Source organism: Pseudomonas sp. Pso3, assembly GCF_055393275.1.
The window spans coordinates 2,825,955-2,850,422 of the sequence record NZ_AP043687.1; the positions used below are offsets into that span (position 1 = coordinate 2,825,955).

Consider the following 24,468-nt stretch of genomic DNA (forward strand, 5'->3'; position numbering starts at 1 on the left):
ACTAGCGGGAGGTCAGGGGGGCGCTGGGGGTCCAGAGGTCCACGGCGCTGGCGTCCACGGCAGTGGGTAGCAGCTTGGCCGCATGGAAGGCATCGGCGATGCGCTGCTGCTCGCCGAGGGCGGCGCGGCTGACCGGCTGGACATCGTAGGTGCGGCGGCCGTTGGCCAGCTCGACGGTAGCCTCGTCCAGGCGACCCCACTGCGGACCGAGAATCCGTGCCGCCTCGGCGGGGTGTTGCTTCACCCACTGCCCCGTGCGCTGCAGCTCGGCGAACACCAGGCCCAGCACCTCGGGATGAGCCTGGGCATAGGGCGTGGCGGCCAGGTAGTAGCGCTGGTAGCTGGCCAGGCCCTCGCCCGAGGCGAGGATGCGAACGTGCTGCTGGCGCTGGGCGCTGGCGACGAAGGGCTCCCAGGTCACCCAGGCATCCACCTTGCCATTCTCCAGGGCGGCACGACCGTCCGCCGGGGTGAGATAGGCCGGCTGGATGTCGGCGAAGGTCAGCCCTGCCTTCTGCAGGGCGGCGATCAGCAGGTAGTGGCTACCGGCGGCCTTGGTCACGGCGATGCGCTTGCCCTTGAGATCGGCGAGGGTGTGCAGCGGCGAGCCCTCCGGAACCAGGATGGCCTGGGCCTGGGGCGATGGCGTTTCCCGGGCGAAATAGGTGAGCTTGGCGCCCGCCGCCTGGGCGAACACCGGCACGGTATCGGCGACGTCGGCGGAGAGATCCACATTGCCGACGTTGAGAGATTCCAGCAGCGGCAGGCCGCTGGAGAACTCATGCCAGCTGACGGTGATGCCCTTGGCTGCCAGATCCCGCTCCAGGGTGCCTTGCTCCTTGAGCAGCACCAGCAGGGTGGAGGATTTCTGGTAGCCGATACGCAGGCTGGTATCGGCCTGGGCGGCGCAGGCGAGGCCCAGCAGACCCAGGGCGAGCAGCCCGCGGCGGAGACCTGCGCGGAACGAATAGCGGATAGCGGCCATGAATGCCTCAGCGAGCGGCGAATGAATGGCCGCCACGATAAGGAATAAGCAAAGGTCAGATTAATACCGATTTGGAATTTGGTTAGAGGCGACTGCCGTACCAAGACAGCCCTAACGTTATTCCGAAAGGCTATTTAAAGCCTGGTCTATCTGAAAGCTAACGTATAACCACCGGACCACCGGATCTCTCCTTTCGCCTTGAACCCGAGGATCCCATGGCTGTGCTCCGGACTCTTATCCCCATGGGGGCGCCCGCCCCATGACCGCTCCCGCCAAGCAGGTGCTGCTCAACGCCTTCAACATGAACACCGTGGGCCATATCAACCATGGCCTCTGGACCCATCCGCGTGACACCTCCAGCCGCTATCACACCCTCGGCTACTGGACCGAGCTGGCCCAGCTGCTGGAACGCGGGCTGTTCGATGGGCTGTTCATCGCCGACATCCTGGGCGTCTACGACGTCTACGGCGGCAATGTCGACCTGACCCTGCGCGAATCCATCCAGCTGCCGGTCAACGACCCCTTCCTGCTGGTCTCGGCCATGGCTGCCAGCACCCGGCACCTGGGTTTTGGCCTCACCGCCAACCTCACCTACGAGCCGCCCTATCCCTTCGCCCGCCGCCTCTCCACCCTGGATCACCTGAGCGAAGGCCGAGTTGGCTGGAACATCGTCACCGGCTACCTGGACAGCGCCGCCCGCGCCATGGGTTTGGACCGGCAGATCGCCCACGACCGTCGCTACGACCAGGCCGACGAATACCTGGAAGTGCTCTACAAGCTGCTCGAAGGCAGCTGGGGCGACGACGCCGTGGTCCGCGATCGCGTCCAGCGGATCTATGCCCGCCCCGAGCGGGTGCGCAAGGTCGCGCACCATGGCGAATTCTTCGACGTCGAGGGCTATCACCTCTGCGAGCCCTCGCGGCAACGCACCCCGGTATTGTTCCAGGCCGGCTCCTCGGACCGCGGCCTGGCCTTTGCCGGGCGCCATGCCGAATGCGTGTTCATCTCCGGGCAGGACCAGGCCGCCACCCGCGCCCAGGTCGAGCGGGTGCGGGGCGCGGCAGTGGCCGCCGGCCGCCGCGCGGATGACGTCAAGCTGTTCATGGGGCTCACGGTGATCGTCGCCCCCACCGCTGCCGAAGCCCGCGACAAGCACGCCGAATACCTGAGCTATGCCAGTCCCGAGGCCGGCGTCGCCCACCATTCGGCCTCGGTGGGCATAGACCTCGCCGCCTATGGCCTCGACGAACCTATCCGCCCGCAACGGACCGAGGCCATCGAATCGGCGCTCAAGCGCCTGGTGGCCAAGGACGCCGGCTGGACCCGCCGCAAGCTGCTGGAGCAGCACGCCCTCGGTGGCCGCTACACCGCCCTGGTCGGCGATCCCGGGCAGGTGGCCGATGCCCTGCTCGGCTGGATCGACGAAACCGGGCTGGACGGCTTCAACCTGGCGCGCACCGTCACCCCCGAGTGCTACGGCGACTTCATCGATCTGGTGATCCCGGAGTTGCAGAGCCGGGGTCGCTACAAGACCGCCTATGCCGACGGCAGCTTCAGACACAAGCTGTTCGGCCGAGGCGACCACCTCGACACCCGCCATTTCGGCAGCCGTTTCCGCCAGGCCTGACCCTTCAAGGACGCCCCATGACCCGCCTCAAGCCCCTGCTCTTCGCCCTCGGCCTCTTCAGCACCGCAGCCCTGGCCGCGCCGCTCAAGATCGGCACCACCGCCGCCTTCGCCCCGCCGCTGGAGGTCGCGGTGCAGGAGGCCAAGGCCGCCGGGGTGGACGTGGAGATCGTCGAATTCAGCGACTGGATCGCCCCCAACACCAGCCTCGCCAACCACGACATCGACGCCAACTACTACCAGCACATCCCCTTCCTGGAGAACGCCAAGCGCACCGCCGGCTATGACCTGGTAGCGGTGGCGCCGGGGATCATCAACAACGTCGGGCTCTATTCGAAGAAGTACCGCACCCTGGCCGAGGTCCCCAAGGGCGCGCGGGTGGCCATCGCCAACGATGCCATCAATGGCGGCCGTGGCCTGTTGCTGCTGGAGAAGGCCGGCTTCATCACCCTCAAGCCCGGCGTCGGCTACCACGCCACCCTGGCGGACATCACCGGCAATCCGCGCGACATCCAGATCGTCGAACTGGAAGCCGTGCAGCTGGCCCGCTCGCTGGACGACGCCGACGTGGCCCAGGGCTATCCGCACTACCTGCGCCTGGCCAAGACCATCGACCCCAACCAGGCCCTGCTCTTCGATGGCCTCGACCACCCCGAGTACGTCATCCAGTTCGTCGCCCGCCCGGACAACAAGGACGATCCGCGCCTGGCCAAGCTGATTGATCTCTATCAGCACTCGCCCAAGGTCCGCGCCGCCCTGGACCAGGCCCACGGCACCCTCTACCAGCCGGGCTGGAAGGACTGACTGGCGCCCATTCTGTTGGCGAGAACGGCACCTGGAGCGTCAGAGCTTCTCCACGACGAAGGCGCAGCGTCCACGGTTGCGCCCGCCGTCGGGCAGGTCCATGAATTCGTCGATGAGGATGCGCACGCCCTGCCCCAGCAGTAGGGCGCGCAGTTCCTCGGGCGGATGGGAGTCATAGAAGAACGGCTGGTCGAACATGGTATCGACGAAGGCATCCGCCGCCGAGCCGCCCGCCGTCAACATCAGCCGCCCCCCTTGCGGAAGCCCGGCGATCACCCGCGCCAGGAGCGTCGCGTGCCAGCGGCGCTCCAGATGGAACAGCGCATCCCACAGCAGCGCGCCCTGGTAGGGTTCGGCGCAGGCATAGGTTTCCAGCCGCGCCTCGATCCAGCGCTGCTTGGGAAATTCCCGCCGCGCATGGGCCAGCATGGCGGCCGCCTGATCGACCCCGAGCACGCGATGCCCCTGGGCGAGGATGGCGGCGGCGACCGGCGTGCCGGTGCCGCAGCCCAGATCGAGCAGGGTGGCGCCGGGTTCGAGCTTTTCCAGGAGCACCTCCAGGTAGCGACGCTCGTCGTCCCTGAGGCTGACGCGGGCCTGGCGAAAGCTGTCGGCGATGGCGTTGTAGGAGGTCTTGTTCATGGCGTGGGCTCCCTGGTCGTTCCGGGAGCTTAGCCCACCCCCAGGTAGGCCGCCTGCACCGTCTCGTGCGTCAGACCCATGCCGGGCACGCCGGACTGCACCACCCGCCCGCTTTCCAGCACGAAAGCCTGGTGGGCGTAGTCGAGGGCGTTGGCGCTGTTCTGCTCGGCCATCAGCACGCTCAGGCCCTCCTCGCGGTTGAGCCGGGCGACGCTTGCGAAGATCTCCTCCACCAGCAGCGGCGCCAGGCCCATGGAGGGTTCGTCCAGCAGCAGCAGGCGGGGCCGCGCCATGAGTGCACGACCCAGGGCGATCATCTGCTGCTCGCCGCCCGAGGTCAGACCCGCCAGCTGCCGGCGCTTGCCGGCCAGGCGGGGAAACCAGGCATAGATGCGCTCCAGTTCCTCACGCTGCGCGGCGCGCCCGAGGCGGCGGACGAAACCGCCGCTGAGCAGATTTTCCTCCACGCTGAGTCGCCCGAAACAGTGGCGCCCTTCCAGCACCTGGACCAGTCCGGCACGGACCCGGGCATCGGCCGACTGGCCCGCGAGGTCCCGCCCCTCGTAGCGGATGGCGCCGCGGACCAGGGCGCCGCGAGCGGCGCCGAGCAGCCCCGAGAGGGCCTTGAGGGTGGTGCTCTTGCCGGCGCCATTGGCGCCCAGCAAGGCCACGATCTGGCCCTGGCCGACCTCCAGACTGACGCCATCGACGGCGAGGATGGCGCCGTCGTAACGGACTTCGATGGCTTCGACCGCCAGCAAGGGGGTGGTCGTCATGGGTCAGCTCTCCTTGCTGCAATCACGGGGGGTTATGCCCTTTTCCTTGGCGTACTGCCGGGCCGAGGCCTCGATGATGGGCCGCAGGAAGGCGCGATCGGCCTGCACCCAGTCGCTCACCAGTTGCCACTGCTCGCCATCCCACTGCTGGATGCGGATGGCGCCGCCGCCTTCGTGGTCGGCGCAGGAAAGCGTGAGCGGCTGCACCAGTCCCTTGGCGCCCAGGGCCTGCAGGCGGGCGTCGTCCAGCTTCAGGTGTTCGAAGCCCCAGCGCACCTGCTCGCCGCTGAGGGGCTTGTCGCCATACTTGGCCTGGGCCAGGCGCAAGGCCTCGACATTGAGGATGCCGTTGACCACGCCGAGGTTGTAGTAGACGGTGCCGAAACGCTTGGGATCGGCCAGGTCGCTCTGCCCCTTGGCCACCACGTCGCGTTCGATGCCCTGCAGCACCGGGAAGGCGGTGCCCGAAGGGTGGGTGGTGATGGCCAGGAAGCCCTTGGCCGCCGCGCCAGCCGGACGCACGTCTTCCTCGGAGTTGCTCCAGATGTTGCCGATGATGTGGTCAACCGGGAAGCCGACTTTCTGCGCGGTCTTGATAGCCACCGGGTTCATCACCCCCCAGCCACGCAGGATCACCCAGTCGGGCTTGAGGCGGCGGATGTTGAGCCACTGGGACTGCTGCTCGTTACCCGGGTGCGGCACCTCCAGCAGGGTCAGCTCGAAGCCATAGCGATCCGCCAGTTTCTGCAGGACCTCGTTGGTCTCCTTGCCGTAGGGCGAGCCGTGGTAGAGGGTGACGATCTTCTTGCCCTTGAGGCTGTCGACCCCACCGCCCTGCTGGCCTATCCAGTTGAGGATGGCCGAGACCTCCGAATAGGGGTTGAGCTGCAGCGGGAAAACATAGGGGAAGACGCTGCCATCGGTGGAATCGGTACGGCCGTGGTTGATGGTGATCAGCGGCAGGTGATCGGCGGTGGAGCGCTCCAGGGTGGCATAGGCGATGCCCACCGACAGCGGATTGGTGGCAGCGGCGGGCGCGCCGTCATGGCCGTTCTTCAGGCGCTCGTAGCACTCCACGCCCTTCTCGACGATGTACTCGGTCTCGCACTCGCTCCACACCAGCTTGACGCCATTCACCCCGCCATTGGCGTTGACGTATTTCATGTAGTCGATGAAGCCACCGAAGAAGCCGGTGCCGCCGGCGGCATAGGGGCCGACGCGATAGCTCTGCAGCGGGAAGTATTGCTCGCCGGCGGCCTGGACCGGGCCGAGGGAGGTGAGGCCCAGGGCCAGGACGAGGCTGCCGAGCAGATGACGTTTGAGCATGGGGACTTTCCTTGTGGGGGTGTTGGGCCGGCGAGCCTGGCCGCCGGCGAAGGGGATCAGGCGCGGTGCAGGCGTTGCCAGCCGCGGGTGGCGAGGCGGGTCAGGCCCTCGGGTTCCTTGATCAGCACCAGGATGATCAGGGCGCCGAAGGCCATCTTCTGCAGGTTCTACAGCTGGCCGGCGGCGATGAGGTCGGCGGGTAGCCAGCCGGCCAGGTTGGAGAGCAGCAGCGGAAACAGCACCATGAAGGCCGCGCCATAGAGGCTGCCGGCCAGGCTGCCGAGTCCGCCGAGGATGACGATGAAGAGGATCTGGAAGGAGCGACTCAAGTCGAAGCCGTGGGGCTCCACGGTGCCCAGGTAGGTAAAGGCCCAGAGCGCCCCGGCGATGCCGAGGTAGAAGCCGCTCAGGGCGAAGGCCAGCAGCTTGGCCCGCACCACCGACAGGCCCATCACCGCAGCGGCGGTTTCCCGGTCGCGCACCGCCATCCAGGTACGGCCGAGTTCGCCGTGCACCAGTCGCGCGGCGAAGGCGAATAGCACCAGGACCACTAGCAGGGTGGCCAGGTAGCGACCCAGCGGCCCGCCGAAATCCTGGCCCAGCAGCACCAGCGGCGGCGCACTGATCACCCCCGAGGCGCTGCCATGGGAAAACCAGTCGAAGCGGGTCAGGGCCCAGAGGACGAAGAACTGCGCCGCCAGGCTGGAGACGATCAGGTAGAAGCCACGGATCCTCAGGCTGGGCAGGCCGAACAGCAGGGACACCAGGGCCGCCAGCAGGCCGCCGGCGAACAGGCACAGCGGCAGGGGCCAGCCCAGGCGTACCTGCAGGTTGTAGGTGGCGAAGGCGCCGACCGCCATGAAGGCGGCCGAACCCAGCGACAGCTGCCCGGCATAGCCGGTGAGCAGGTTCAGTCCTAGCCCGGCCAGGGCCAGTACCAGGAAGGGAATCAGCAGGGCATTGAACAGATAGTCGCTGCCGACCCAGGGCAGCACGCCAAAAGCCAGCATCAGGAAGGCGGCCAACGCCAGGCGCGCGGGTCGCACAGCGGGTGCACGGGAGGCCAGCGGACGCGCCGTCAGGGCGTCGAGGGAAGTGCTCATGGAAGGTCCTCTAGACGCGCTCGACCACGGGTTCGCCGAACAGGCCGACCGGTCGAATCAGCAGGAATACCAGGGCGAAGGCATAGGGAAACCAGTTCTCCAGACCACCGCCGATTAGAGGGCCGAGATAGACCTCGGCGAGTTTTTCGCTGGCGCCGATCAGCAGGCCGCCGACGATGGCCCCGGTGACCGAGGAGAAGCCGCCGATGATCAACACCGGCAGCGCCTTGAGCACGATCAGCGACAGCGAGAACTGCACCCCCAGCCGTGCGCCCCAGAGCATGCCCGCCACCAGGCCGACGCAACCGGCCACCGCCCAGACCAGCGCCCAGATGCGCGGCAGACGGATACCCACCGCCTGGGCCGCCAGGGGATCATCGGCCACGGCGCGCAGCGAGATGCCCAGGCGGGTGCGCTCGAACAGCAGCGACAGTCCGATCACCAGCACCGCCGCCACCGCCGCGGCAAACAGGTCGAAGCTCGACAGCAGCAGCTCGCCCAGCTCCAGCGGACGGTCCTCGATACCCAGGTCCAGGCCGTGCACCTGGGCGCCCCACAGCGCCTGGGCGGCGCCCTCGATGAAATAGGCCAGGCCCAGGGTGGCCATGAACAGCACCAGCGGCGAGCGATTCACCAGCGGCCGCAGCACCGTGCGCTCCACCACCACCGCCAGCAGGATCATGACGCCCACCGTGACCAGCAGTGCCAGCCAACCGGGCAGGCCGCGCTCCACCAGGCTGACGTAGGTCAGGGCGGCGAACAGCAGCATGGCGCCCTGGGCGAAATTGAAGACGCCCGAAGCGCGGTAGATGAGCACGAAGCCCAGCGCCACCAGGGCATACATCACCCCGGCGAGCAGGCCGCCAAGCAAGACTTCCAAGAAAAACGCCATGGTTTTCTCCCTGAGGCGTTCAGTGTCCTTAGAAGCTGTTTACGATCTCGCGAGCTAGAGCCAAACAAGGCGGAAAGGCCTGAGGAAGCGGAGTTTACGACTGGTAAATGAGCATTCCGAAGGTCTTTCCAACGCCGGTTGGCCGACGCGCAGCAGATCGTCAACAACTTCTAGTGACGGGTCCCGAGATAGGCGGCGATCACCGCCGGGTCGTTGCGCACCGCGGCGGGTGCGCCATCGGCGATGAGCCGGCCGTAGTCCAGTACCACTACGTGATCCGCCAGCTGCATCACCACCTGGATGTCGTGCTCGATCAGCACCACGGTGACGCCGCGCTCGCGGTTGATGGCCCGGATGTAGCCGCTCAGCTCGCGCTTCTCAGCGGCGTTCATCCCGGCCATGGGTTCGTCCAGCAGCAGCAGCCGCGGCTCAGCCGCCAGTGCCCGGGCCAGCTCCACGCGCTTCTGCAGCCCATAGGGCAGGCTGCCCACCGGGACGTCGCGCCAGGGGCCCAGGTGCAGGAAGTCCAGCGCCCACTCGGCCACCGCCCGCTGCACCCGCTCTTCGGCCGGCGCGCGGCCCAGGCCCAGCGTCTGTTCCAGCCAGGAGGCGCGCCGATGGCGGCCGCGCCCGGTGAGCACGTTGTCCAGCACGCTCATGCCCTTGAACAAGGCCAGATTCTGGAAGGTACGCGCGACCCCGGCCCGCGCCGCTGTCTGCGGGCGGCGCAGCGCCGCGCTGCTGCCGGCCAATTGCACCCTGCCCCGCTGCGGTCGGTAGAGGCCGTTGATCACGTTGAGCAAGGAACTCTTGCCGGCGCCATTGGGCCCGATCAGGGCGCAGATCTCGCCTTCGCGAACCTGGAAGCCGACCTCGGCGAAGGCCGTGACCCCGCCAAAGGCCAGCGCCAGGTCGCTGACCTCCAGCAGCACCGGCGATGGCTTGGCCACAGCCGCATCCATGGCCTAGGCCGCCGCCTGGGCCGCGGCCCGGGCTTCGAGGTCGCGCACCAGCGGCAGCACCCGCTTGCCGAAGTACTCCACCTCTTCCTGGAAGTGCAGGAAGCCCGCCAGCACCAGGTCCACGCCCACCGCCTTGAGGGCGACGATGCGCTCGGCGATCTGCTCGGGGGTGCCGATCAGGTTGGTCTTGAAGCCGTCGTTGTACTGCACCAGATCCTCGAAGCTGGACTTGGCCCAGTTGCCCTCGCCCTCCGGACTAGCCGCGCCGGCATTGCGCGCCTCGTGGCCGAAGGCCTGGACCGCCTCCGGGTTGGCCTTGGCGATGATCTCGTCGAGCACCGCGCGGGCCTCGGCTTCGGTGTCCCGGGCGATGACGAAGGCGTTGACGCCGACCTTGATCGTGTGGCCGTTCGCCGCGGCCTTGGCGCGCAGGTCCTCGACCTGGGCGCGGATGCCCTCGGGGGTGTTGCCGTTGGTGAAGTACCAGTCGGAGACCCGCGCCGCCATGTCCCGCGCGGCCCGGGAGCTGCCGCCCTGGAAGATCTCCGGGTGCGGCTGCTGCAGCGGCTTGGGTTTCAGGGTGTAGTTGCGGAAGCGATAGAAGTCACCGGCGAAGCTGAAGTTGTCCTGGGTCCAGATGCCCTTGAGGGCGCGGATGAACTCCTCGGAACGCCGATAGCGCTCGTCGTGGTCGAGCCAGGGCTCGCCGATGCCGTGGAATTCGCCCTTGAACCAGCCGGACACCAGGTTGATGGCGACCCGGCCATTGGTGAGCTGGTCGATGGTCGCCAGCTGCTTGGCCGCCAGCGCCGGATTCCAGGGGCCGGGCAGGATGGCGGCGATCACCTTGAGACGCTCGGTGGCGGCCAGCAGCGCATGGCTGAAGGCCACCGATTCATGCTGGTATTCAGCGCCGTAACCGGCGGTGAAACGGATCTGCGTCAGGGCGTAGTCGAAGCCGGCCTGCTCGGCGAGCTGGGCCAGCTTGCGGTTGTAGTCGATGCCCCAGTGGGTGCGCTGCTCGATGGTGCTGACCACCAGGCCGCCGCTGACGTTGGGGACCCAATAGGCGAATTTGACGGGGTTCTGCGACATGCAAAGGCTCTCCGGGTTGGGCTCGCCGCGAGGGCGAGCGAAACAGTGACCCTGAGCCTTCAATCAAGAACCGAACCAAGTCTAAAAAGCGTTGTCAATCAATGAGTTGCGATAAGACGTAAGACGATTTCCGTTGTAGCGCCAAGGGCAGCTGTCCAGTCGCTGTTCCCTGGGCAACAGCGCAGCGAGGCGTCTGGCACGCCCTTCTCGCCTGGAAACCGTCGCCTCAGGCCGCCGTGGTGCGCAGGAATTCGCTCCAGCGCCGCACCAGGTAGTTGTGCTCGTCCATCACCGAATTCCACACGCCGATATGGCCCATGCGCTGGGCATAGGAACCCCCTTCGCGCCGCTGACCCACCTCGATCAGCGGCAGGCCGTCGCTGCCGGCGAGTTCTTCCCGGGCCGGCAGGCCGCCGTACCAGAAGTCCCATTCGGCGGCGCTGAGGTGATCCCGCGCCCGCACCGGATTGGCGATATAGAAGCCCTGGCGCGCCATCACCGCGCCGGGCCAGCCGGCCAGCCACCAGTTGAGGTAGGCATAGGCGGCGTCGCGTACCCGGCCCTCCGCGCAGCGCGACAGCGACAGACCGCCGAACCAGGCGCGATAGCCCTCGCGCGGGACCGCCACCCGGTAATCCACCCCCGCCCGGTGCAGCGCCATGAGCATGGGCGACCAGAGACTCTGGATGTCCACCCCGGCGGCCAGGGTCAGCTCGCCGGCGCTGCGGTCGTCGGACCAGAACGCCGCGAAGTGCCGATGGCGCTGGCGCTCCACCAGCAACTCGGCCAGGCGGTCGATCTCCTCCAGGCGCAGGTTGCCGATGTCGTCGAACCGGGCGAGGCCGGCGGCCTGGATCGCCAGGGCGGCGTCCAGCGCGCCGATGGCGGCGTCGCTCTGCAGGGCGCTATGGCCGCACCAGCCTTCGTCGATCAGCCAGGCCCAGCTCTCCTGTTGACCCGCCAGGGCGGCAGGCAGGCTTTCCGGGCGATAGGCGAAGCTGTCGGCGTTGTGGGTCAGCGGCAGCATGCTGATGCGCTCGCTGGGCTGGCCGCCGAGGCTGCCGTCGTGCTGCACATAGAGGCGGTCGCACGGCCGGCAGCCGGGCGCCAGGCGATCCGTGGCATGCAGCCGGCCGCGCTTGGGCAGGTCGTTGATCTCTTCCCAGAGCGCGATGCGGCGGATGTCGATGGGCTGGATCGCCCGCGCCGGCCAGACGAAGTCGACGTTGTGGAACCACTGGTCATAGAGGTCGTAGCTGCCCGGCTCCAGCACCGCGATGCGCTGGGCGGTCTGGACGTCGTGGATCTGGTAGACCAGGCGGATGCCCAGTTCCGCCTCCGCCCGCTGGCGGATGGGCTCGAGCAGGGTCACCGAGGTGCCCAGCACCCGCAAGGTCAGCGGCGTGCTCATGCGGCCCGTCCCAGGCCGCCCATGAAGGCGGCGAAGGAGCGCCTGAGCAACGCGGTGTCCAGGTCGCGGACGATGAACACCAGCCGCGAGCGGCGTTCGCCCGCCGGCCAGGCCGGCAGGTGCACCGGCGGATGCAGGCTGTGCTGCACGCCGTGGATGACGATGGGTTGGCTGGCGTCGATCACGTCGAGGATACCCTTGACTCGCAGGATGCGTTGCCCGTGGCATCTTAGCAGCATCGACAGCCACACCCCGAAGGCCATCCAGTCCAGCGGCCGGTCGAACTCCAGGCAGCAGACCTCGGCGCTGCCGTGGCGGCCTTCGGCGACCGCGGCGAACAGGCGCCAGCGACCGACCTCGGCCGCCGGATCGGCGGCGCGCAGGCCCTCGCCCAGCAACAGGTCATCGCCGCTGGCCACCGCCGCCGCCAGGGCGCGGGTGGCGGTGGGATTGAGCTGGGCCAGATGCCGATCCAGCCGCTCCAGCACGGCAGGCGCGACCCGGTCAGCCTTGCTCAGCAACAGCCGGTCGGCTGCGGTGACCTGGTTGAGCCACTCCGGGTGCAGCCCTTCCTGCAAGGCGGCGTGCTCGGCGTCCACCACGGTCACCAGCAAGCCCAAGTGGAAGCGTCCGCGCAACTGGGGATCGAGATTGAGGGTGGCCAGGATCGGCCCCGGATCGGCCAGGCCGGTGGTCTCCAGCAGTACCCGGCGAAAGGCCGGTATCTCGCCGCGACTGCGCCGCCCGTGCAGGGTCAGCAGCGCCGCCTTCAGATCGCCGCGCACCGAGCAGCAGACGCAGCCGCTGGGCAGCAGCACGGTGTCCGGGGCCACCTCTTCCACCAGCAGGTGGTCGATGCCGACCTCGCCGAATTCGTTGATCAGCAGCGCCGTCTCGCCCAGGGCCTCCTGGGCCAGCAAGCGGCGCAGCAGGGTGGTCTTGCCGCTGCCGAGAAAACCGGTGATGACATTGATGGCGAGGCTCAAGACACTCCCTCCAGCGGCGCCAGCACCCGCGGATCCAGGGGATCGAGCGGTCGTCCCAGCACCGCTTCGGCCTGGCGCCAGAGGTCGTCCAGCCCTTCCGCCAGGGCCTGGCGCCCGGTCGGTCCCTGGATCAGGTAGGAGGCGCCCTGGACGTCGCTCACCGTCAGCCGGAACGGCGCCACCACCCGGTTGATGGCGGCGACCCGGCGCAGGCGCTCGCGCCGCCGGGGCAGGTCGTCGCCCAGCGGATCGCTCCAGTGGAGATCCGGCCCGAGCAGGCCGCACAGTCCGCACATGGCTACCTCCTAGGGCATGACGTCGCCGGAATTGGGGCCCAGGGTCTGGCCGACGAAGAGGTTGCCCCCCGGATCGCTGGCCAGCAGCAGCGCCACCGGCGCCACCTCCTCCGCCCGGCCGAAGCGGCCCAGCGGCAATTCGCGGGCCTTGGCCGCCTTCCAGTCGGCGCTGATGCCGTCCACCAGTGGGGTCTCGATGGGTCCGGGGGCGATGGCGTTGACCAGCACGTTGTCGCGGCCCACTTCCAGCGCCAGCGACTTGGTGAAGCCGATCACCCCGGCCTTGGCCGCGGCATAGTGGCAGAGTTCGGCGCCGCCCTTGATGCCGAGCTGGGAAGCGACGTTGATGATGCGTCCCCAGCGCTGCGCCTGCATGAACGGCAGGGCGCGCTGGCTGGCGAGAAAGACACTGGTAAGGTCGACGCGCAGCATGTCGTTCCACTGCGCCAGGGTCAGGTCGACGCAGGGCGCCTGGGTCAGCATCCCGGCATTGTTGACCAGGATGTCGATGCCGCCATGGGCCGCCACGCAGGCGTCCACTCCGGCCCAGGCACCCTCCGGCTCGCCGACGTCGGCGACGGTCTCGGTCACCACGGCCCCCAGGGCGCGGCATTCCGCGGCCACCTGCGCCAGGCGCTCGCTGTCGCGGTCGGCCAGCACCAGGCGCGCCCCCGCAGCGGCATAGCTGCGGGCGATGGCGGCGCCGATGCCGCTGGCCGCGCCGGTCACCAGGGCGCGGCGGTCTGTCAGCTCGAACATGTTCTGCTCCTCAATCGGGCCAGCGGACGGTGAGACCGCCATCGACGATCAGACTCTGGCCGGTGATGTAGCTGGCTTCGGGGCTGGTCAGGAAACGCACCAGCGCCGCTACCTCCTCGGGTTTGCCGACCCGCCCCAGGGGAATGCTGCGGGCGGCCTTGGCCAGGCCCTCCGGCCCCAGGGAGTTCTTGGCGTCCAGCGACTGGGGCGTCTCGATCAACCCGGGGATCACCGCGTTGCAGCGGATGCCCCGTGGCGCCAGTTCGACGGCCAGCGAGCGGCACAGCCCGGGCACCCCGGCCTTGGCCGCGGCGTAGTGGGCATGGTCCTGCCAGCCGTAGACGCCACCGGCGATGGAGGAGATGGCCACCAGGGCCCCGCCCTCCCCCAGGTGCCGCGCGGCGGCGCGAAAGGTGCGCATGACCCCGGTGAGGTCGACGTCGAGCATCTCCTGCCAGCGCGCGTCGCTCATTTCCAGCAGCGGCGCGGCGCGCAGGAGACCGGCATTGGCTACGCCGTAGTCGAGGCGGCCGAAGTGCGCCAGGGCGGCATCGGCCAGGGCGTCCACCGAGGCGCTGTCGCGGACGTCCAGGGGTTCGAGCAGGCAGTCGCCCCCCGCTGAAATCACCTTCTGGCGAGTCTCTTCCGGGTCATGGGGATCGCCGGGATAGTAGCCACCGACCACCCGCACGCCCCGCTGGGCATAGGCCACGGCCAGGGCCTGGCCGATGCCGCTGGCGGCACCGGTGATCAGGGCGACGGGAGAGGTATGAGCTGTCATGGAGGCTCCTGTTATTTGAGACTGGTGGGTTCGACGTGGCGCGCGGCCCACATCACCAGGCCGGAGAGAAAGCACGGCAGCGCCCCGAACCAGAGCGCGGCGCTGTGCCACTGGCCACCGCTGCCGAGCACGCTGGTGATGCCGAGGCCGGCGAGGATGGCGCCGAGCGGCCCCATGGCGTGGACGATGGCGCCACCGGTGGCGCGGATGCTGGTGGGGAAGCTTTCGCCCATGAAGAACAACATGGCCGAATAGGGTCCGGTGAGAAAGAACAGTCCCAGGCTGTAGAGCGCCACCACCGGTACCAGCTGGCTGGGCGCCTGCAGCATGGCGAAGAAGGCCAGGCCGCCACACATCCAGCCGAGGGCCACGGTGTTGCGCCGACCGATGCGATCGCCCAGCCAGCCATGGAACAGGTAGCCGATGAAGCCGACGGCGTTGGACAGCACCAGGATCCACAGCGAATTCTCGAAGCTGAGCTTGTGCACGCTGACGATCACCGAGGTCCCCAGCACGCTGAACACCTGGATCGCCGACCAGTTGAGCAGGATGGCCAGGCTCAGCACCAGGGTCGGTCGCAGGGCCTGGCCCTTGAAGGCCATGGCCACGCCGGCCTTGGCGTGCTCTTCGTAGTCCACGCCGTATTCCCGCGCCAGGCTGCGGGCGTCCTGCTCCTGGCCTTCGCGGCGCAGGCGCTGGATCCGGGCATGCACCTGGAATTGCGGGCTTTCCTTGAGCTTGCGCGCCAGCACGGCGATGACGAAGGCCGGCACGGCGGCGAACACGAAGCAGCCCTGCCAGCCGATATGTGGCAGCAGCAAGGCGGTGAGGCCCGCGGCGATCAGCGCGCCGATCGGCCAGCCACTCTGCACCAGGCTGTAGATGAAGCCGCGGCGGCGGATCAACCGCGGATCGTCCGAGGCGGCATAGACCTCGGTCAGGTAGGTGGCGTTGACCCCCTCCTCCGCATAGCCCAGGCCGGCCACCGAACGCACCAGCACCAGCGACACCTTGCCCATGCCGGCGCACAGCGCGGTCAGTGCCGAGCACAGGGCGGTGCCGCCGATGGTGACGATGATGCCGCCGCGGCGACCGATCCGGTCCACCAGCGGGCCGATGGCGAAGGCGATGATGGCCCCGCCCAGGGCTACCCAGGTGGCGAGTTCGGCCTGCTCGGCTTCGCTCCAGTTGAAGTGCCCACCCATCACCGGCAGCAGGGTGCCGAACAGGATGAAGTCGTAGACGGCGAACACCCAGGCGAAGAAGGCGATCCAGGTGGCGTAGCGGACATCAGCGGAAGACAGCGGCTGCGGTTTCCAGGCAGCCGTGGGGGTTTCCGGGTGGAGCGAAGAGGCGGCAGGGAGGGTCATGATCCTGTACCTGTGGGCTGGGCGCTTAGCGCTGGCGCGGCTGGCGCCGCAGGAAGTCGTCGGCGATCTCGTCCATGGTGGCGAAGCGCACCCCGGCGTGACCCTGGATATGCTCGATCAGGCGTTCGAGCATCAGCAGCACCTGCGGCCGCCCCGAGACATCGGGGTGGATGGTGATGGGGAAGACGGCGTAGTCCAGCTCGCGATAGACCCAGTCGAACTGGTCGCGCCACATCTCTTCCAGATGGCGCGGATTGACGAAGCCGTGGCTGTTGGGCGCCTTCTTGATGAACATCATCGGCGGCAGGTCGTCGAGGTACCAGTTGGCCGGAATCTCCACCAGATCGGTTTCCTGGCCGCGCACCAGCGGCTTCATCCAGCTCTCGGGCTGCTGGCTGTAGTCGATCTTGGTCCAGTTGTCGCCGACCCTCACGTAGTAGGGCGAGAAGTCGTTGTGCATCAGGCTGTGGTCGTACTTGATGCCCTTCTTCAGCAGCAGCTCGTTGGTCACCCGGCTGAATTCCCACCAGGGCGCGACATAGCCGGTGGGCCGCTTGCCGGCCAGGGCGGTGATCAGCTCGATGGACCGATCCAGCACCGCCTCCTCCTGCTCGGGGGTCATGGCGATGGGATTCTCGTGGCTGTAGCCATGGATACCGATCTCGTGGCCTGCCGCGGCCACCGCCTGCATCTGCTCGGGAAAGGTCTCCACCGAATGGCCCGGAATGAACCAGGTGGTCTTGAGGCCGTAGCGCTCGAACAGCTTGAGCAGTCGGGGCGACCCCACCTCGCCAGCGAACAGGCCGCGGGAGATGTCATCGGGCGAATCCTCGCCGCCGTAGGAACCGAGCCAGCCCGCCACCGCGTCGACGTCGACGCCGATGGAAACGAAGATTTCTTTGGCCATCGTTGCACTCTCCAGTACCCGGAAGAAAGCCAGGTCGATGGCGGAGCCGGGCCCCCGCCACCGCCGCTTGAATTCAGGCGCTGACCAGGGCTTCCACGGCCGTGGCGGCATCGAGCAGGCGTTCGTCCGCGGCGGCGGGGGCCACCAGCAACAGCCCGGTGGGCAGGCCCTGGGCATCGCGACCGCTGGGTAGCGAGACACCCGGCGCGCCGAGCAGGCTGCCGGCCATGGTCAGGCGCAGCAGCTCCAGATTGGTGGCGGCGAAGAGGTCGGCGTCGGCTTCCAGAGGGGCCAGCGGCGGCGCCACCCGGCCGACCGTCGGCACCAGCAGCAGCGCCTCGGCGAATTCGGCGGCAAAGCCTGCCCGCAATCGGTCGCGGCGTTCATGCAGGACCGCCAGGTGACCCTCGGGCAAGGCCCGCGCTCGCTCCAGGCGCTGCCGCACCCGCGGATCCAGGCGTTCGGCCGCGGGACCGTCGAGCACTTCGCGGTGCAGGGCGAAGGCTTCCAGGGCCCCTGGCCAACCTTCTGCGGCAAGAACGTCCAGGGCCTCGGCAAAGACCGTGCGGGCGCGGCGCTCGACGTTCACTCCGCCGCGGGCCAGCCGCTCGGCAGCGGCCAGCAGATTGGCCCGCACCGCCGGCTCCACCCGGGCGTCGTCCAGCACGCTGAGGTCCAGCACCACCCGCAGTTCCGTTGGCGCCGGCAACGGGCGGGCAGCCGCGCCCGTCAGCAGGCGATCCAGGCACTGCACATCGCGCAGGCTGCGCGCCAGCGGACCCGGTACGTCATAAGACGCGGCCAGTGGAAAGATCCCGGTCGCCGGATAGCGCCCCAGGCTGGGCCGATACCCCACCAGTCCATTGAGGGCGGCCGGCAGGCGCACCGAACCGGCGGTGTCGGTACCGAACGCCAGGGGCACGATGTCGGCGGCGACGGCCACCGCCGAACCCGAGGAAGAGCCCCCCGGTATGCGCACCTCGCCCTGCGCCCGGGGATTGGCGGGCGTGCCGAAATGGGGATTCGACCCGACGCCGGAATAGGCGAATTCGCTGAGATTGACCTTGCCCAGACTGACCAGGCCGGCCTGGCTCAGGCGCTGCACCAGCACGGCATCGGTGGTGGCCGGTGGCGCCAGGCGGCGCAGTTCGGCGCCGCAGGTGGTGACCTCGCCCTGCAGGTCGAACAGGTCCTTCCAGGCCAGCGGCACCCCATCCAGCGGCGACCGCGGCTGCCCGGCCTGCCAGCGCTCGCGCGCCGCCAGGGCTTCGGCGCGTCCGCGCTCGGCGGTCAGGGTGATGAATACGGCCGAGGATGCCTGGGCGCGCGCCAGTGCCGCCTCGAAGACCGCGACCGGATCGAGGGTGCCGGCGGCATAGGCCTCGCCAAGCGCGACGGCATCCAGGGACAGGGCGTGGGCGGGTTCCATCGGCGCTCCTTAAACGTACATTTTATAATTTGGTACGTTTAACAGAGCAGGCTTTGTGCCAGCTTGAAAAAACAGGACGCCGCAGACTCGAAACGCTGACCTCTAGCGGTCGCCTGGGCCTTTTCCCGGTATCACCCTATAAAATGTACTTAAATTAAATAGATCCATTTTTGTGCAGAACCGTAACGCCTGCCCCGTTACCGTGCGTGCACCTGGCCCAGCCGGTAACGCGCGAAAGGCCGTAGGCCTGTGCCACAATTCTCATCTCGTTTCCGGAAGGTCCCCGATGTCGGCAGCAGTCCCCGCCCCCCTCGATGACAGTCGTACCGCCGCGCGCTACGCGATGATCCGCAGTGCGCTGCGCGAAGCCATCCTGGCCGGTCGCGCGGCGCCAGGGCTGGTGCTGGTCGAGGCGCCGCTGGCGCAACTGTTCGGCACCAGCCGGGTGCCGGTGCGCCAGGCGCTGACGCTGTTGCAGGAGGAAGGCCTGATCCGCCGCTTCGAGGGGCGCGGCTATCTGATCGATCCGGCCGGCACCGCGGGCGAGCCGCAGCGCCAGCCACTGACCCGCCAATTGCTCGGGCTGGACAGCAGCGATGACCTGATCGATACGCGCTCCCTGGGCGAGCGCGTCGGCGACGAGATCGCCGCCTGTGTCAGCCACGCCCTGCTCTTTGGCCATTTCCGGCTGGACGAGCAACGGGCGGCTGACCACCTGGGCGTCAGCCGCGCCGTGGTGCGCGAAGCCCTGATGCGCCTGCGTGACCGCGGCCTGGTGGAAAAGGAACCCTATGGCCAGTGGCTGGCCGGTCCGCTCACCGCCCAGGCCATCCGCGACGACTACGAGATCCGCGCCCTGCTGGAACCCGAGGCGCTGTTACAGACCGCGCCGGGTCTGGCGCGTAGCGAGCTGCTGGCGATGCTGGAACGGCTGGAGCAACTGGCCGCCCACCCTGCCCCCACCTCCTGGGCGGCGGTGGAGCGCATCGAGGCGGATCTGCATGGGCGGTGCCTGGCCGGCCTGCGCAATCGCAAGCTGGCCCAGCTGATCGCCCACAGCCAGAGTCCACTGAACGTCTCGCGCATCTTCCACCAGTCGCTCGGCACGCCGCTGGACGAGGCGGTGCTGGTGGAGCATCGCCTGGTGCTGGAATCCCTGCTGGTAGGCAGTCCGGACTCGGCGGCCAGCCAGTTGCGCAATCACCTCCTGCGCGGCCGCGATCGCACCCTGCAGCGGCTCAAGGTGCTCTCGGTATTGCCCGATCCGGAATTGCCGGCCTACCTGGAGCGCCTCAGCTAGTGTGGTGTTTCAGACGTTATCTGCACAATTTTGGCGGCGCTTTTTAGGCCCCGGCGGCGTTCCCACTCCTCGCCATAGCCCTGCTATGACTCGTCGCGGCGCCTAGCCAGCTCGGAACGCCGAACCGCCAAAAATCACTCGCCAACTCTTGCGCGAACGTCTGAAACACCACACTAGCGTGCCCGCAGGTGCCGCACGTAGCGGTCGCCGATGAACTGGATGCCGCACACCAGCACCACCAGGATGACGATCACCACGGCCATCACCTGGGTGTCGTAGCGCTGGTAGCCATAGCGGATCGCCAGGTCGCCGAGACCCCCTGCGCCTATGGCACCGGCCATGGCCGAGGCGCCGATCATGGCCACCAGGGTCACGGTGAAGCCGCCGATGATGCCGGGTAGCGCCTCCGGCAGGAGCACGTTGAAGACGATGTGGCGCCGCTCGCAGCCCAGCGCCTGGGCCGCTTCTATCACCCCACCGCCGACCTCGCGCAGGCTGACCTCGGCGATCCGGGCAAAGAACGGCGTGGCGCTGAGGGTGATGGGTACCACCGCCGCCCAGACGCCGATGGTGGTCCCGGTGATCAGCCGCGTCAGCGGGATCAGGGCCACCAGCAGGATGATGAAGGGCGTGGCGCGAAAGGCGTTGATCAGGGTGCCCAGCACCCGGTTGAGGGTGGGCGCGGCAAAGATGGCGCCGCGCCCGGTGGTGACCAGCACCACTGCCAGGGCGATGCCGGCGAACCAGACGATGGCCGCCGACACGCTGACCATGGTCAGGGTATCGAGAAAGGCCTTCCACAGCGCCTTGAGCATGAAGTCAGACATAGCCCAGCACCTCCGCCCGGGCGAACAACCCGGTCTGGGTCAGGAAGCCTGCCAGCCGCCGCTCCGGTGCCGCGGTCGCCACCAGCAGGCGGCCCAGGGCGTGGCCCTGGATACGGTCGATACCGCCATGCAGCAGTTCGACCGGTGCGCCGAGGGCCTGGCCCAGCGCCTGGAAGTCGGGCTCCACGCCCTGGCCGTCGTAGCTGAGTTCCAGCACCGCGCGGGCACCCGGTTGCCGGGTGGCACCGAGCCGCCTGGCCAGATCCGCCGGCAGCTGCGCCGCCAGGGGTGCCAGCAGCGCCCGGGTGGCTTCGGCCTGGGGCGCGCCGAACAGCTGCCACACCGGGCCCTGTTCGACGATGCGGCCGTGTTCCAGCACCACCACCCGGTCGCAGATCTGGCGGATCACCGCCATCTCGTGGGTGATGAGCACGATGGTCAGTCCCAGGCGGCGATTGATGTCCTGCAACAGCGCCAGGATCGACTGGGTGGTCTCCGGATCCAGCGCCGAGGTGGCCTCGTCGCAGAGCAGCAGCTCGGGCCTCAGCATCAGCGCGCGGGCGATGCCCACCCGCTGCTTCTGGCCCCCGGACAGCCGCGAGGGATAGACCTGTTCCTTGCCCTGCAACCCGACCAGCTCGAGCAGTTCCCGCGCCCGGGCTTCGATCTCGTCGCGGCGAAAGCCGGCGGCCTTCAGCGGCAAGGCCAGATTCTCCAGCACCGTCTGCGAGGCCAGCAGATTGAAGTGCTGGAAGATCATGCCGATGCGCCGCCGCAGCGCCACCAGGCGATCCCCCTTCAGGGTGCCGATGTCGACGCCGTCGACCAGGACCTGACCGGCGCTGACGTCTTCCAGGCGATTGAGGGTGCGAATCAGACTGGACTTGCCGGCGCCACTGCGACCGATGATGCCGAAGATCTCGCCACGGGCGATGCTGAGGTCGATGTCCGCCAGGGCGGTCACCGGCAGCGCGCCGCCGGTGTAGATCTTTTGCACGCCGCTCAGGCGTAGATGCTCGCGCGCGGGAGCGGCCTGGGGTTCGGCGGGCGGCGGCGCCGGTGCGGTTCTGAGTAGTGCATTGCTCATCGGGCGGCCTCCTGCCGGTTCAGCCAGGCCAGGCTGTACAGCTGCGGATTGCCATAGGCCTGGGCGATGGCCTCGCGCACCCGCGGATCGTTCTGGAACACCTGGATGAAGGTGCGGATCGCCGGGTCATCGGCCTTGTCCGGCTTGGTCACGAATCTCAGGGCATAGAGGTGACCGCTGGCCTCGTCGTCGCTGAACAGCAGGGCGCTGTTGGGATCCGTGGTGCCGGCGGCGAGGATGTGCGAGGGATAGCTTTGCGCCAGGGTCACGTCGTCCAGCACCCGCGCCAGTTGCGGACCGGGCAGTTCGATGAATTTCAGGTGGCGCGGATTGGCGACGATGTCCTGCAGGCTGGCCTTGGGCCCGGTACCGGGCTTGAGCTGGATCAGGCCGGCCCGGGCATAGAGGTGCAGCCCGCGGCCCTGGTTGACCGGATCGTCGGCCACCGCCACGGTGGCGCCGTCCGGCACCTCGGCGAAGCTCTTCACCCGTTTGGAATAGAGACCGACCTTGTTTTCCACGCCATAGGCGATGGGCACCAGGCCGTAGCCGTTCTGGGCATTGGCGTTTTCCAGGAAGGGTTGATGCTGGAAGTAGTTGACGTCGATGTCGCCGTGGGCGAGCGCCAGATTCGGCGTGTTCCAGTCACTGAAGGCGACGATTTCCACCTCCACACCCCGCTCCCGCGCCACCTCGGCGGCGCGCTCCAGGGCGGCGTTCTGCGGACTGTCGTTGATGCCGAGGCGGATCTTCTGCGGCTCGGCGGCCTGGGCGGACAGCGCCAGGGTGGTGCTCGCCAGGAGCAGCCCGAGGCGCTGGAAAAGTGGAGGAATAGCCATGGGAGACCTCGAGATGTCGAGGGCTCGTCCGGTGGTCCGGTGGAACCCGTAAGGGAAAGGGGATCAGCTGCCCTTCTGGTCGGGCGTGTCGACGAAGAAATAGTCCTGCCAGCTGCCGGGCTGGTTGCGGATGGCCCCGATGCGGTACATGAATTCCGCCAGCTTCAGGGTGTTCTGCGGCGCCGTGTCGAAGTTGACCTCGGGGCTTTCGATGATCTGCTGGATCAGCGCCGGATCGAGGCGCGAATTCTCGACCTTCACATAGGTACGGGCGGCGGCGGCCTTGTCCTTCTCGATGATCTGTCCGGCCTCGACCAGCGCCTCGCGGAAGGCCTTGTAGGTCTTGGGATTGTCCCGGCGGAATTTCTCGGTGACGAACACCAGGTTGGGCGAGACGGCCCCACCCAGCACGTCATAGGAACTGAGCACCTTGTGCACCTTGCCGCTGGCCAGTTCCTGCTCCTGGAACGGCGGATTGGCGAAGTGGCTGTTGATCTCGGTACCACCGGAGATCACCGCCGCGGTGGCATCCGGATGCGGCACCGCCACGGTCAGGGGATCCAGGCGATTCCAGTTCTTCTCGCCAAAGGCCTGGGCGGCGGCGTACTGCAGGAAGCGCGACTGCACCGAGACGTTGACCGCCGGCACGGCGATGCGGTCCTTGGCGGTGAAGTCGGCCAGGGTCTTCACCTGCGGATTGTTGGTGACCAGGTAGTTGGGAAAGGCCCCCAGGCTGGCCACGGCCTTGACGTTCTGCCGACCATGGGTGCGGTCCCAGAGCGTGAACAGCGGCCCGAGCCCGGCGGAGCCGACGTCCACCGCCCCCGACAGCACCGCCTCGTTGACGGCCGCGCCACCGGACAGCTTTATCCAGTCGACCTTGATGTCGACGCCCTCCTGCTTGCCGTGCTTTTCGATCAGCTGCTGGTCACGCAGCACATGCAGGATCACATAGGACACCCCGAATTGTTCGGAGATGCGCAGGGTGCCCTCGGCCTGGGCTGCCTGGGGTGCGGCGACCAGTCCGGCGAGCAGGCTGGCGGCGAGCCCCAGGGCCAGGGGACGACGGGTGACGGGAAGACGTGGGGGCATCGGGGTGCGCTCATCCTTGGAAGTGGCTTATAGCCTACTCAAGCTGTTCAGCGTTTTTGAAATAAGGATGGGTTATATGGATAGGTCGAGGGGCAGTGTGGCTTTTCCCTCACCCCAACCCTCTCCCACAGGGAGAGGGGGCGCTCCACCGTAAGCAGGTTGGCGCTGAGCGAAGCGAAGCTCAACACCACGCCGCATCCCACCCTACTCCCGCGCCGCCTGCCGCGGCGCGTCCGGCTTGCTCACCCGGAATCCCTCGGCGAAGGTCGCCCGGGCCTCCAGGCGCTGTGGAATCAGGCCGCTACGGTGGTAGAAGTCCGCCGCCGCCTGCTGGTCGGCCACCACCTGCGGGTCGATGGGCTCCCAGTGCAGCTGACGGCGCTCGAATTGCAGCCGGGCCACCGCCTCGGGAAAGCCGATGATCTGCGCCAGGGTTCTGGCGTAGCCATCGAGGTGGGCGTAGCCCCAGCGTTGAGCAGCGGCCAGACGGTCGAGATAGTCCTGCAGCGCCGCGCGCCGGGCCGGATCGGCCAGGGCCGTGTCGGTGGCCGCCAGGAAGCTGTTACCCGCCCAGAGCCCGCGACCACTGACCAGCACCCGGGCGCCGTCGACCTGCTCGGCCTGGGCGGTGTAGGGCTCCCAGGTCGCCCAGGCGTCCACCGAGCCATTGGCCAGGGCCATCTTGGCATCCACCGGGCCGAGGAAGCGAAAGCTCACGTCCTGGGCGGTCAGGCCCACCGAGTCCAGCGCCTTGAGGGCGATGTAATGGCCGATGGAGCCACGCCCGGTGGCGATGCGCTTGCCCTTGAGATCGGCCGCGCTACGCAGCGGCGAGTCGCGCGGCACGATCACCGCCGTGCCATAGGGATCGGACTTGTCCACGGCGATGGCCTTGACCGGCGCGCCAGCGGCCAGGGCGAACAGCAGCGGGCCATCGCCGATGATGCCGGCGTCCACCGCGCCGGCATTGAGCGCCTCGGCCAGGGGCGCGGCGGCGGGAAATTCCGCCCACTGGATCCGATAACCCGGCAGGTCGCGCAGGCCATCGGCGGCCTCCAGCTGGGCGCGCATGTTGCCCTTCTGGTCGGCGATACGCAGGGTCAGGGGCTCGGCGGCCAGGGCCGCGGTGGCGGCGAGCAGCAGCGGTAGCGCCAGCAGGGTACGGCGGATGAG

23 protein-coding genes and 1 pseudogene are annotated in these 24,468 nt (G+C 68.2%); 3 read left to right on the forward strand and 21 right to left on the reverse strand.

What is annotated here, in order from left to right; all coding sequences use genetic code 11:
• Nucleotide 1 precedes the first annotated feature (1 nt).
• Nucleotides 2-985 (reverse strand): aliphatic sulfonate ABC transporter substrate-binding protein, encoded by a 984-nt coding sequence (locus ACZ5R1_RS13270; protein ID WP_074584490.1) that lies wholly within the window; start codon nt 983-985, stop codon nt 2-4.
• 259 nt (nt 986-1,244) lie between these two features.
• Here ACZ5R1_RS13270 and ACZ5R1_RS13275 point away from each other — a divergent pair, with 259 nt between their 5' ends.
• Nucleotides 1,245-2,612 (forward strand): LLM class flavin-dependent oxidoreductase, encoded by a 1,368-nt coding sequence (locus ACZ5R1_RS13275; RefSeq protein WP_464712376.1) that lies wholly within the window; start codon nt 1,245-1,247, stop codon nt 2,610-2,612.
• Nucleotides 2,613-2,629: 17 nt separating this feature from the next.
• Nucleotides 2,630-3,415, forward strand: a complete 786-nt coding sequence (locus tag ACZ5R1_RS13280; protein WP_464712377.1) for a MetQ/NlpA family ABC transporter substrate-binding protein — start codon at nt 2,630-2,632, stop codon at nt 3,413-3,415.
• Between the two features lie 39 nt (nt 3,416-3,454).
• Here the strand turns inward: ACZ5R1_RS13280 and ACZ5R1_RS13285 are convergent, their stop codons facing one another.
• The 15 genes and pseudogenes from ACZ5R1_RS13285 to ACZ5R1_RS13355 form a co-directional block, all read right to left on the reverse strand.
• On the reverse strand, nt 3,455-4,057 hold the full coding sequence (locus ACZ5R1_RS13285) for a class I SAM-dependent methyltransferase (protein ID WP_027597749.1): 603 nt from the start codon (nt 4,055-4,057) through the stop codon (nt 3,455-3,457).
• 29 nt (nt 4,058-4,086) lie between these two features.
• Nucleotides 4,087-4,833 (reverse strand): ABC transporter ATP-binding protein, encoded by a 747-nt coding sequence (locus ACZ5R1_RS13290; RefSeq protein WP_284671577.1) that lies wholly within the window; start codon nt 4,831-4,833, stop codon nt 4,087-4,089.
• Between the two features lie 3 nt (nt 4,834-4,836).
• On the reverse strand, nt 4,837-6,159 hold the full coding sequence (locus ACZ5R1_RS13295) for an ABC transporter substrate-binding protein (RefSeq protein ID WP_027597748.1): 1,323 nt from the start codon (nt 6,157-6,159) through the stop codon (nt 4,837-4,839).
• Nucleotides 6,160-6,215: 56 nt separating this feature from the next.
• Nucleotides 6,216-7,262, reverse strand: a pseudogene (locus ACZ5R1_RS13300) (branched-chain amino acid ABC transporter permease).
• Between the two features lie 10 nt (nt 7,263-7,272).
• Nucleotides 7,273-8,154, reverse strand: a complete 882-nt coding sequence (locus ACZ5R1_RS13305; protein ID WP_464712378.1) for a branched-chain amino acid ABC transporter permease — start codon at nt 8,152-8,154, stop codon at nt 7,273-7,275.
• Nucleotides 8,155-8,324: 170 nt separating this feature from the next.
• Nucleotides 8,325-9,104 (reverse strand): ABC transporter ATP-binding protein, encoded by a 780-nt coding sequence (locus ACZ5R1_RS13310; protein ID WP_464712379.1) that lies wholly within the window; start codon nt 9,102-9,104, stop codon nt 8,325-8,327.
• Nucleotides 9,105-9,119: 15 nt separating this feature from the next.
• Entirely contained in the window at nt 9,120-10,211 is a 1,092-nt protein-coding gene (sfnG, locus tag ACZ5R1_RS13315) for a dimethylsulfone monooxygenase SfnG (RefSeq protein ID WP_144957413.1), read from the reverse strand.
• A 226-nt stretch (nt 10,212-10,437) separates the two neighbouring features.
• A complete protein-coding gene (locus tag ACZ5R1_RS13320) occupies nt 10,438-11,622 on the reverse strand; it encodes an ABC transporter substrate-binding protein (RefSeq protein WP_027601195.1) in 1,185 nt (394 codons plus the stop codon).
• Nucleotides 11,619-12,608: a CobW family GTP-binding protein gene (locus ACZ5R1_RS13325; RefSeq protein ID WP_464712380.1), complete on the reverse strand. Its 990-nt coding sequence runs from the start codon at nt 12,606-12,608 to the stop codon at nt 11,619-11,621. Before ACZ5R1_RS13325 ends, ACZ5R1_RS13320 begins: the two co-directional genes overlap by 4 nt.
• Entirely contained in the window at nt 12,605-12,904 is a 300-nt protein-coding gene (locus tag ACZ5R1_RS13330) for a hypothetical protein (protein ID WP_027597742.1), read from the reverse strand. The genes ACZ5R1_RS13325 and ACZ5R1_RS13330 overlap by 4 nt, the downstream gene beginning before the upstream one ends.
• 9 nt (nt 12,905-12,913) lie before the next feature.
• Nucleotides 12,914-13,663, reverse strand: a complete 750-nt coding sequence (locus ACZ5R1_RS13335; protein ID WP_058768334.1) for an SDR family NAD(P)-dependent oxidoreductase — start codon at nt 13,661-13,663, stop codon at nt 12,914-12,916.
• A gap of 10 nt (nt 13,664-13,673) precedes the next feature.
• The gene (locus ACZ5R1_RS13340) at nt 13,674-14,444 is read right to left on the reverse strand and encodes an SDR family NAD(P)-dependent oxidoreductase (RefSeq protein ID WP_464712381.1); all 771 of its coding nucleotides are present in this window, start codon (nt 14,442-14,444) and stop codon (nt 13,674-13,676) included.
• 11 nt (nt 14,445-14,455) lie between these two features.
• Nucleotides 14,456-15,814 carry an MFS transporter gene (locus tag ACZ5R1_RS13345; protein WP_464712382.1) on the reverse strand — a complete coding sequence of 453 codons (1,359 nt, stop codon included), beginning with the start codon at nt 15,812-15,814 and terminating at the stop codon, nt 14,456-14,458.
• Between the two features lie 25 nt (nt 15,815-15,839).
• Entirely contained in the window at nt 15,840-16,721 is an 882-nt protein-coding gene (locus ACZ5R1_RS13350; protein WP_027601201.1) for a polysaccharide deacetylase family protein, read from the reverse strand.
• Between the two features lie 73 nt (nt 16,722-16,794).
• A complete protein-coding gene (locus ACZ5R1_RS13355; RefSeq protein WP_464712383.1) occupies nt 16,795-18,150 on the reverse strand; it encodes an amidase in 1,356 nt (451 codons plus the stop codon).
• A 286-nt stretch (nt 18,151-18,436) separates the two neighbouring features.
• Here ACZ5R1_RS13355 and ACZ5R1_RS13360 point away from each other — a divergent pair, with 286 nt between their 5' ends.
• Nucleotides 18,437-19,450, forward strand: coding sequence for a GntR family transcriptional regulator (locus ACZ5R1_RS13360; protein ID WP_027597736.1), 1,014 nt, complete (start codon nt 18,437-18,439; stop codon nt 19,448-19,450).
• Nucleotides 19,451-19,623: 173 nt separating this feature from the next.
• Here ACZ5R1_RS13360 and ACZ5R1_RS13365 read toward each other — a convergent pair whose 3' ends face one another.
• The 5 genes from ACZ5R1_RS13365 to ACZ5R1_RS13385 form a co-directional block, all read right to left on the reverse strand.
• Nucleotides 19,624-20,277 carry a methionine ABC transporter permease gene (locus ACZ5R1_RS13365; protein ID WP_027597735.1) on the reverse strand — a complete coding sequence of 218 codons (654 nt, stop codon included), beginning with the start codon at nt 20,275-20,277 and terminating at the stop codon, nt 19,624-19,626.
• On the reverse strand, nt 20,270-21,364 hold the full coding sequence (locus ACZ5R1_RS13370) for a methionine ABC transporter ATP-binding protein (protein WP_042137666.1): 1,095 nt from the start codon (nt 21,362-21,364) through the stop codon (nt 20,270-20,272). Before ACZ5R1_RS13370 ends, ACZ5R1_RS13365 begins: the two co-directional genes overlap by 8 nt.
• Nucleotides 21,361-22,203, reverse strand: coding sequence for a MetQ/NlpA family ABC transporter substrate-binding protein (locus ACZ5R1_RS13375; RefSeq protein WP_027597733.1), 843 nt, complete (start codon nt 22,201-22,203; stop codon nt 21,361-21,363). The genes ACZ5R1_RS13370 and ACZ5R1_RS13375 overlap by 4 nt, the downstream gene beginning before the upstream one ends.
• 63 nt (nt 22,204-22,266) lie before the next feature.
• A complete protein-coding gene (locus ACZ5R1_RS13380) occupies nt 22,267-23,295 on the reverse strand; it encodes an ABC transporter substrate-binding protein (RefSeq protein WP_464712384.1) in 1,029 nt (342 codons plus the stop codon).
• Between the two features lie 204 nt (nt 23,296-23,499).
• Complete coding sequence (locus ACZ5R1_RS13385) at nt 23,500-24,465, reverse strand: ABC transporter substrate-binding protein (RefSeq protein ID WP_108582186.1); 966 nt, start codon at nt 24,463-24,465, stop codon at nt 23,500-23,502.
• Nucleotides 24,466-24,468: the final 3 nt, after the last annotated feature.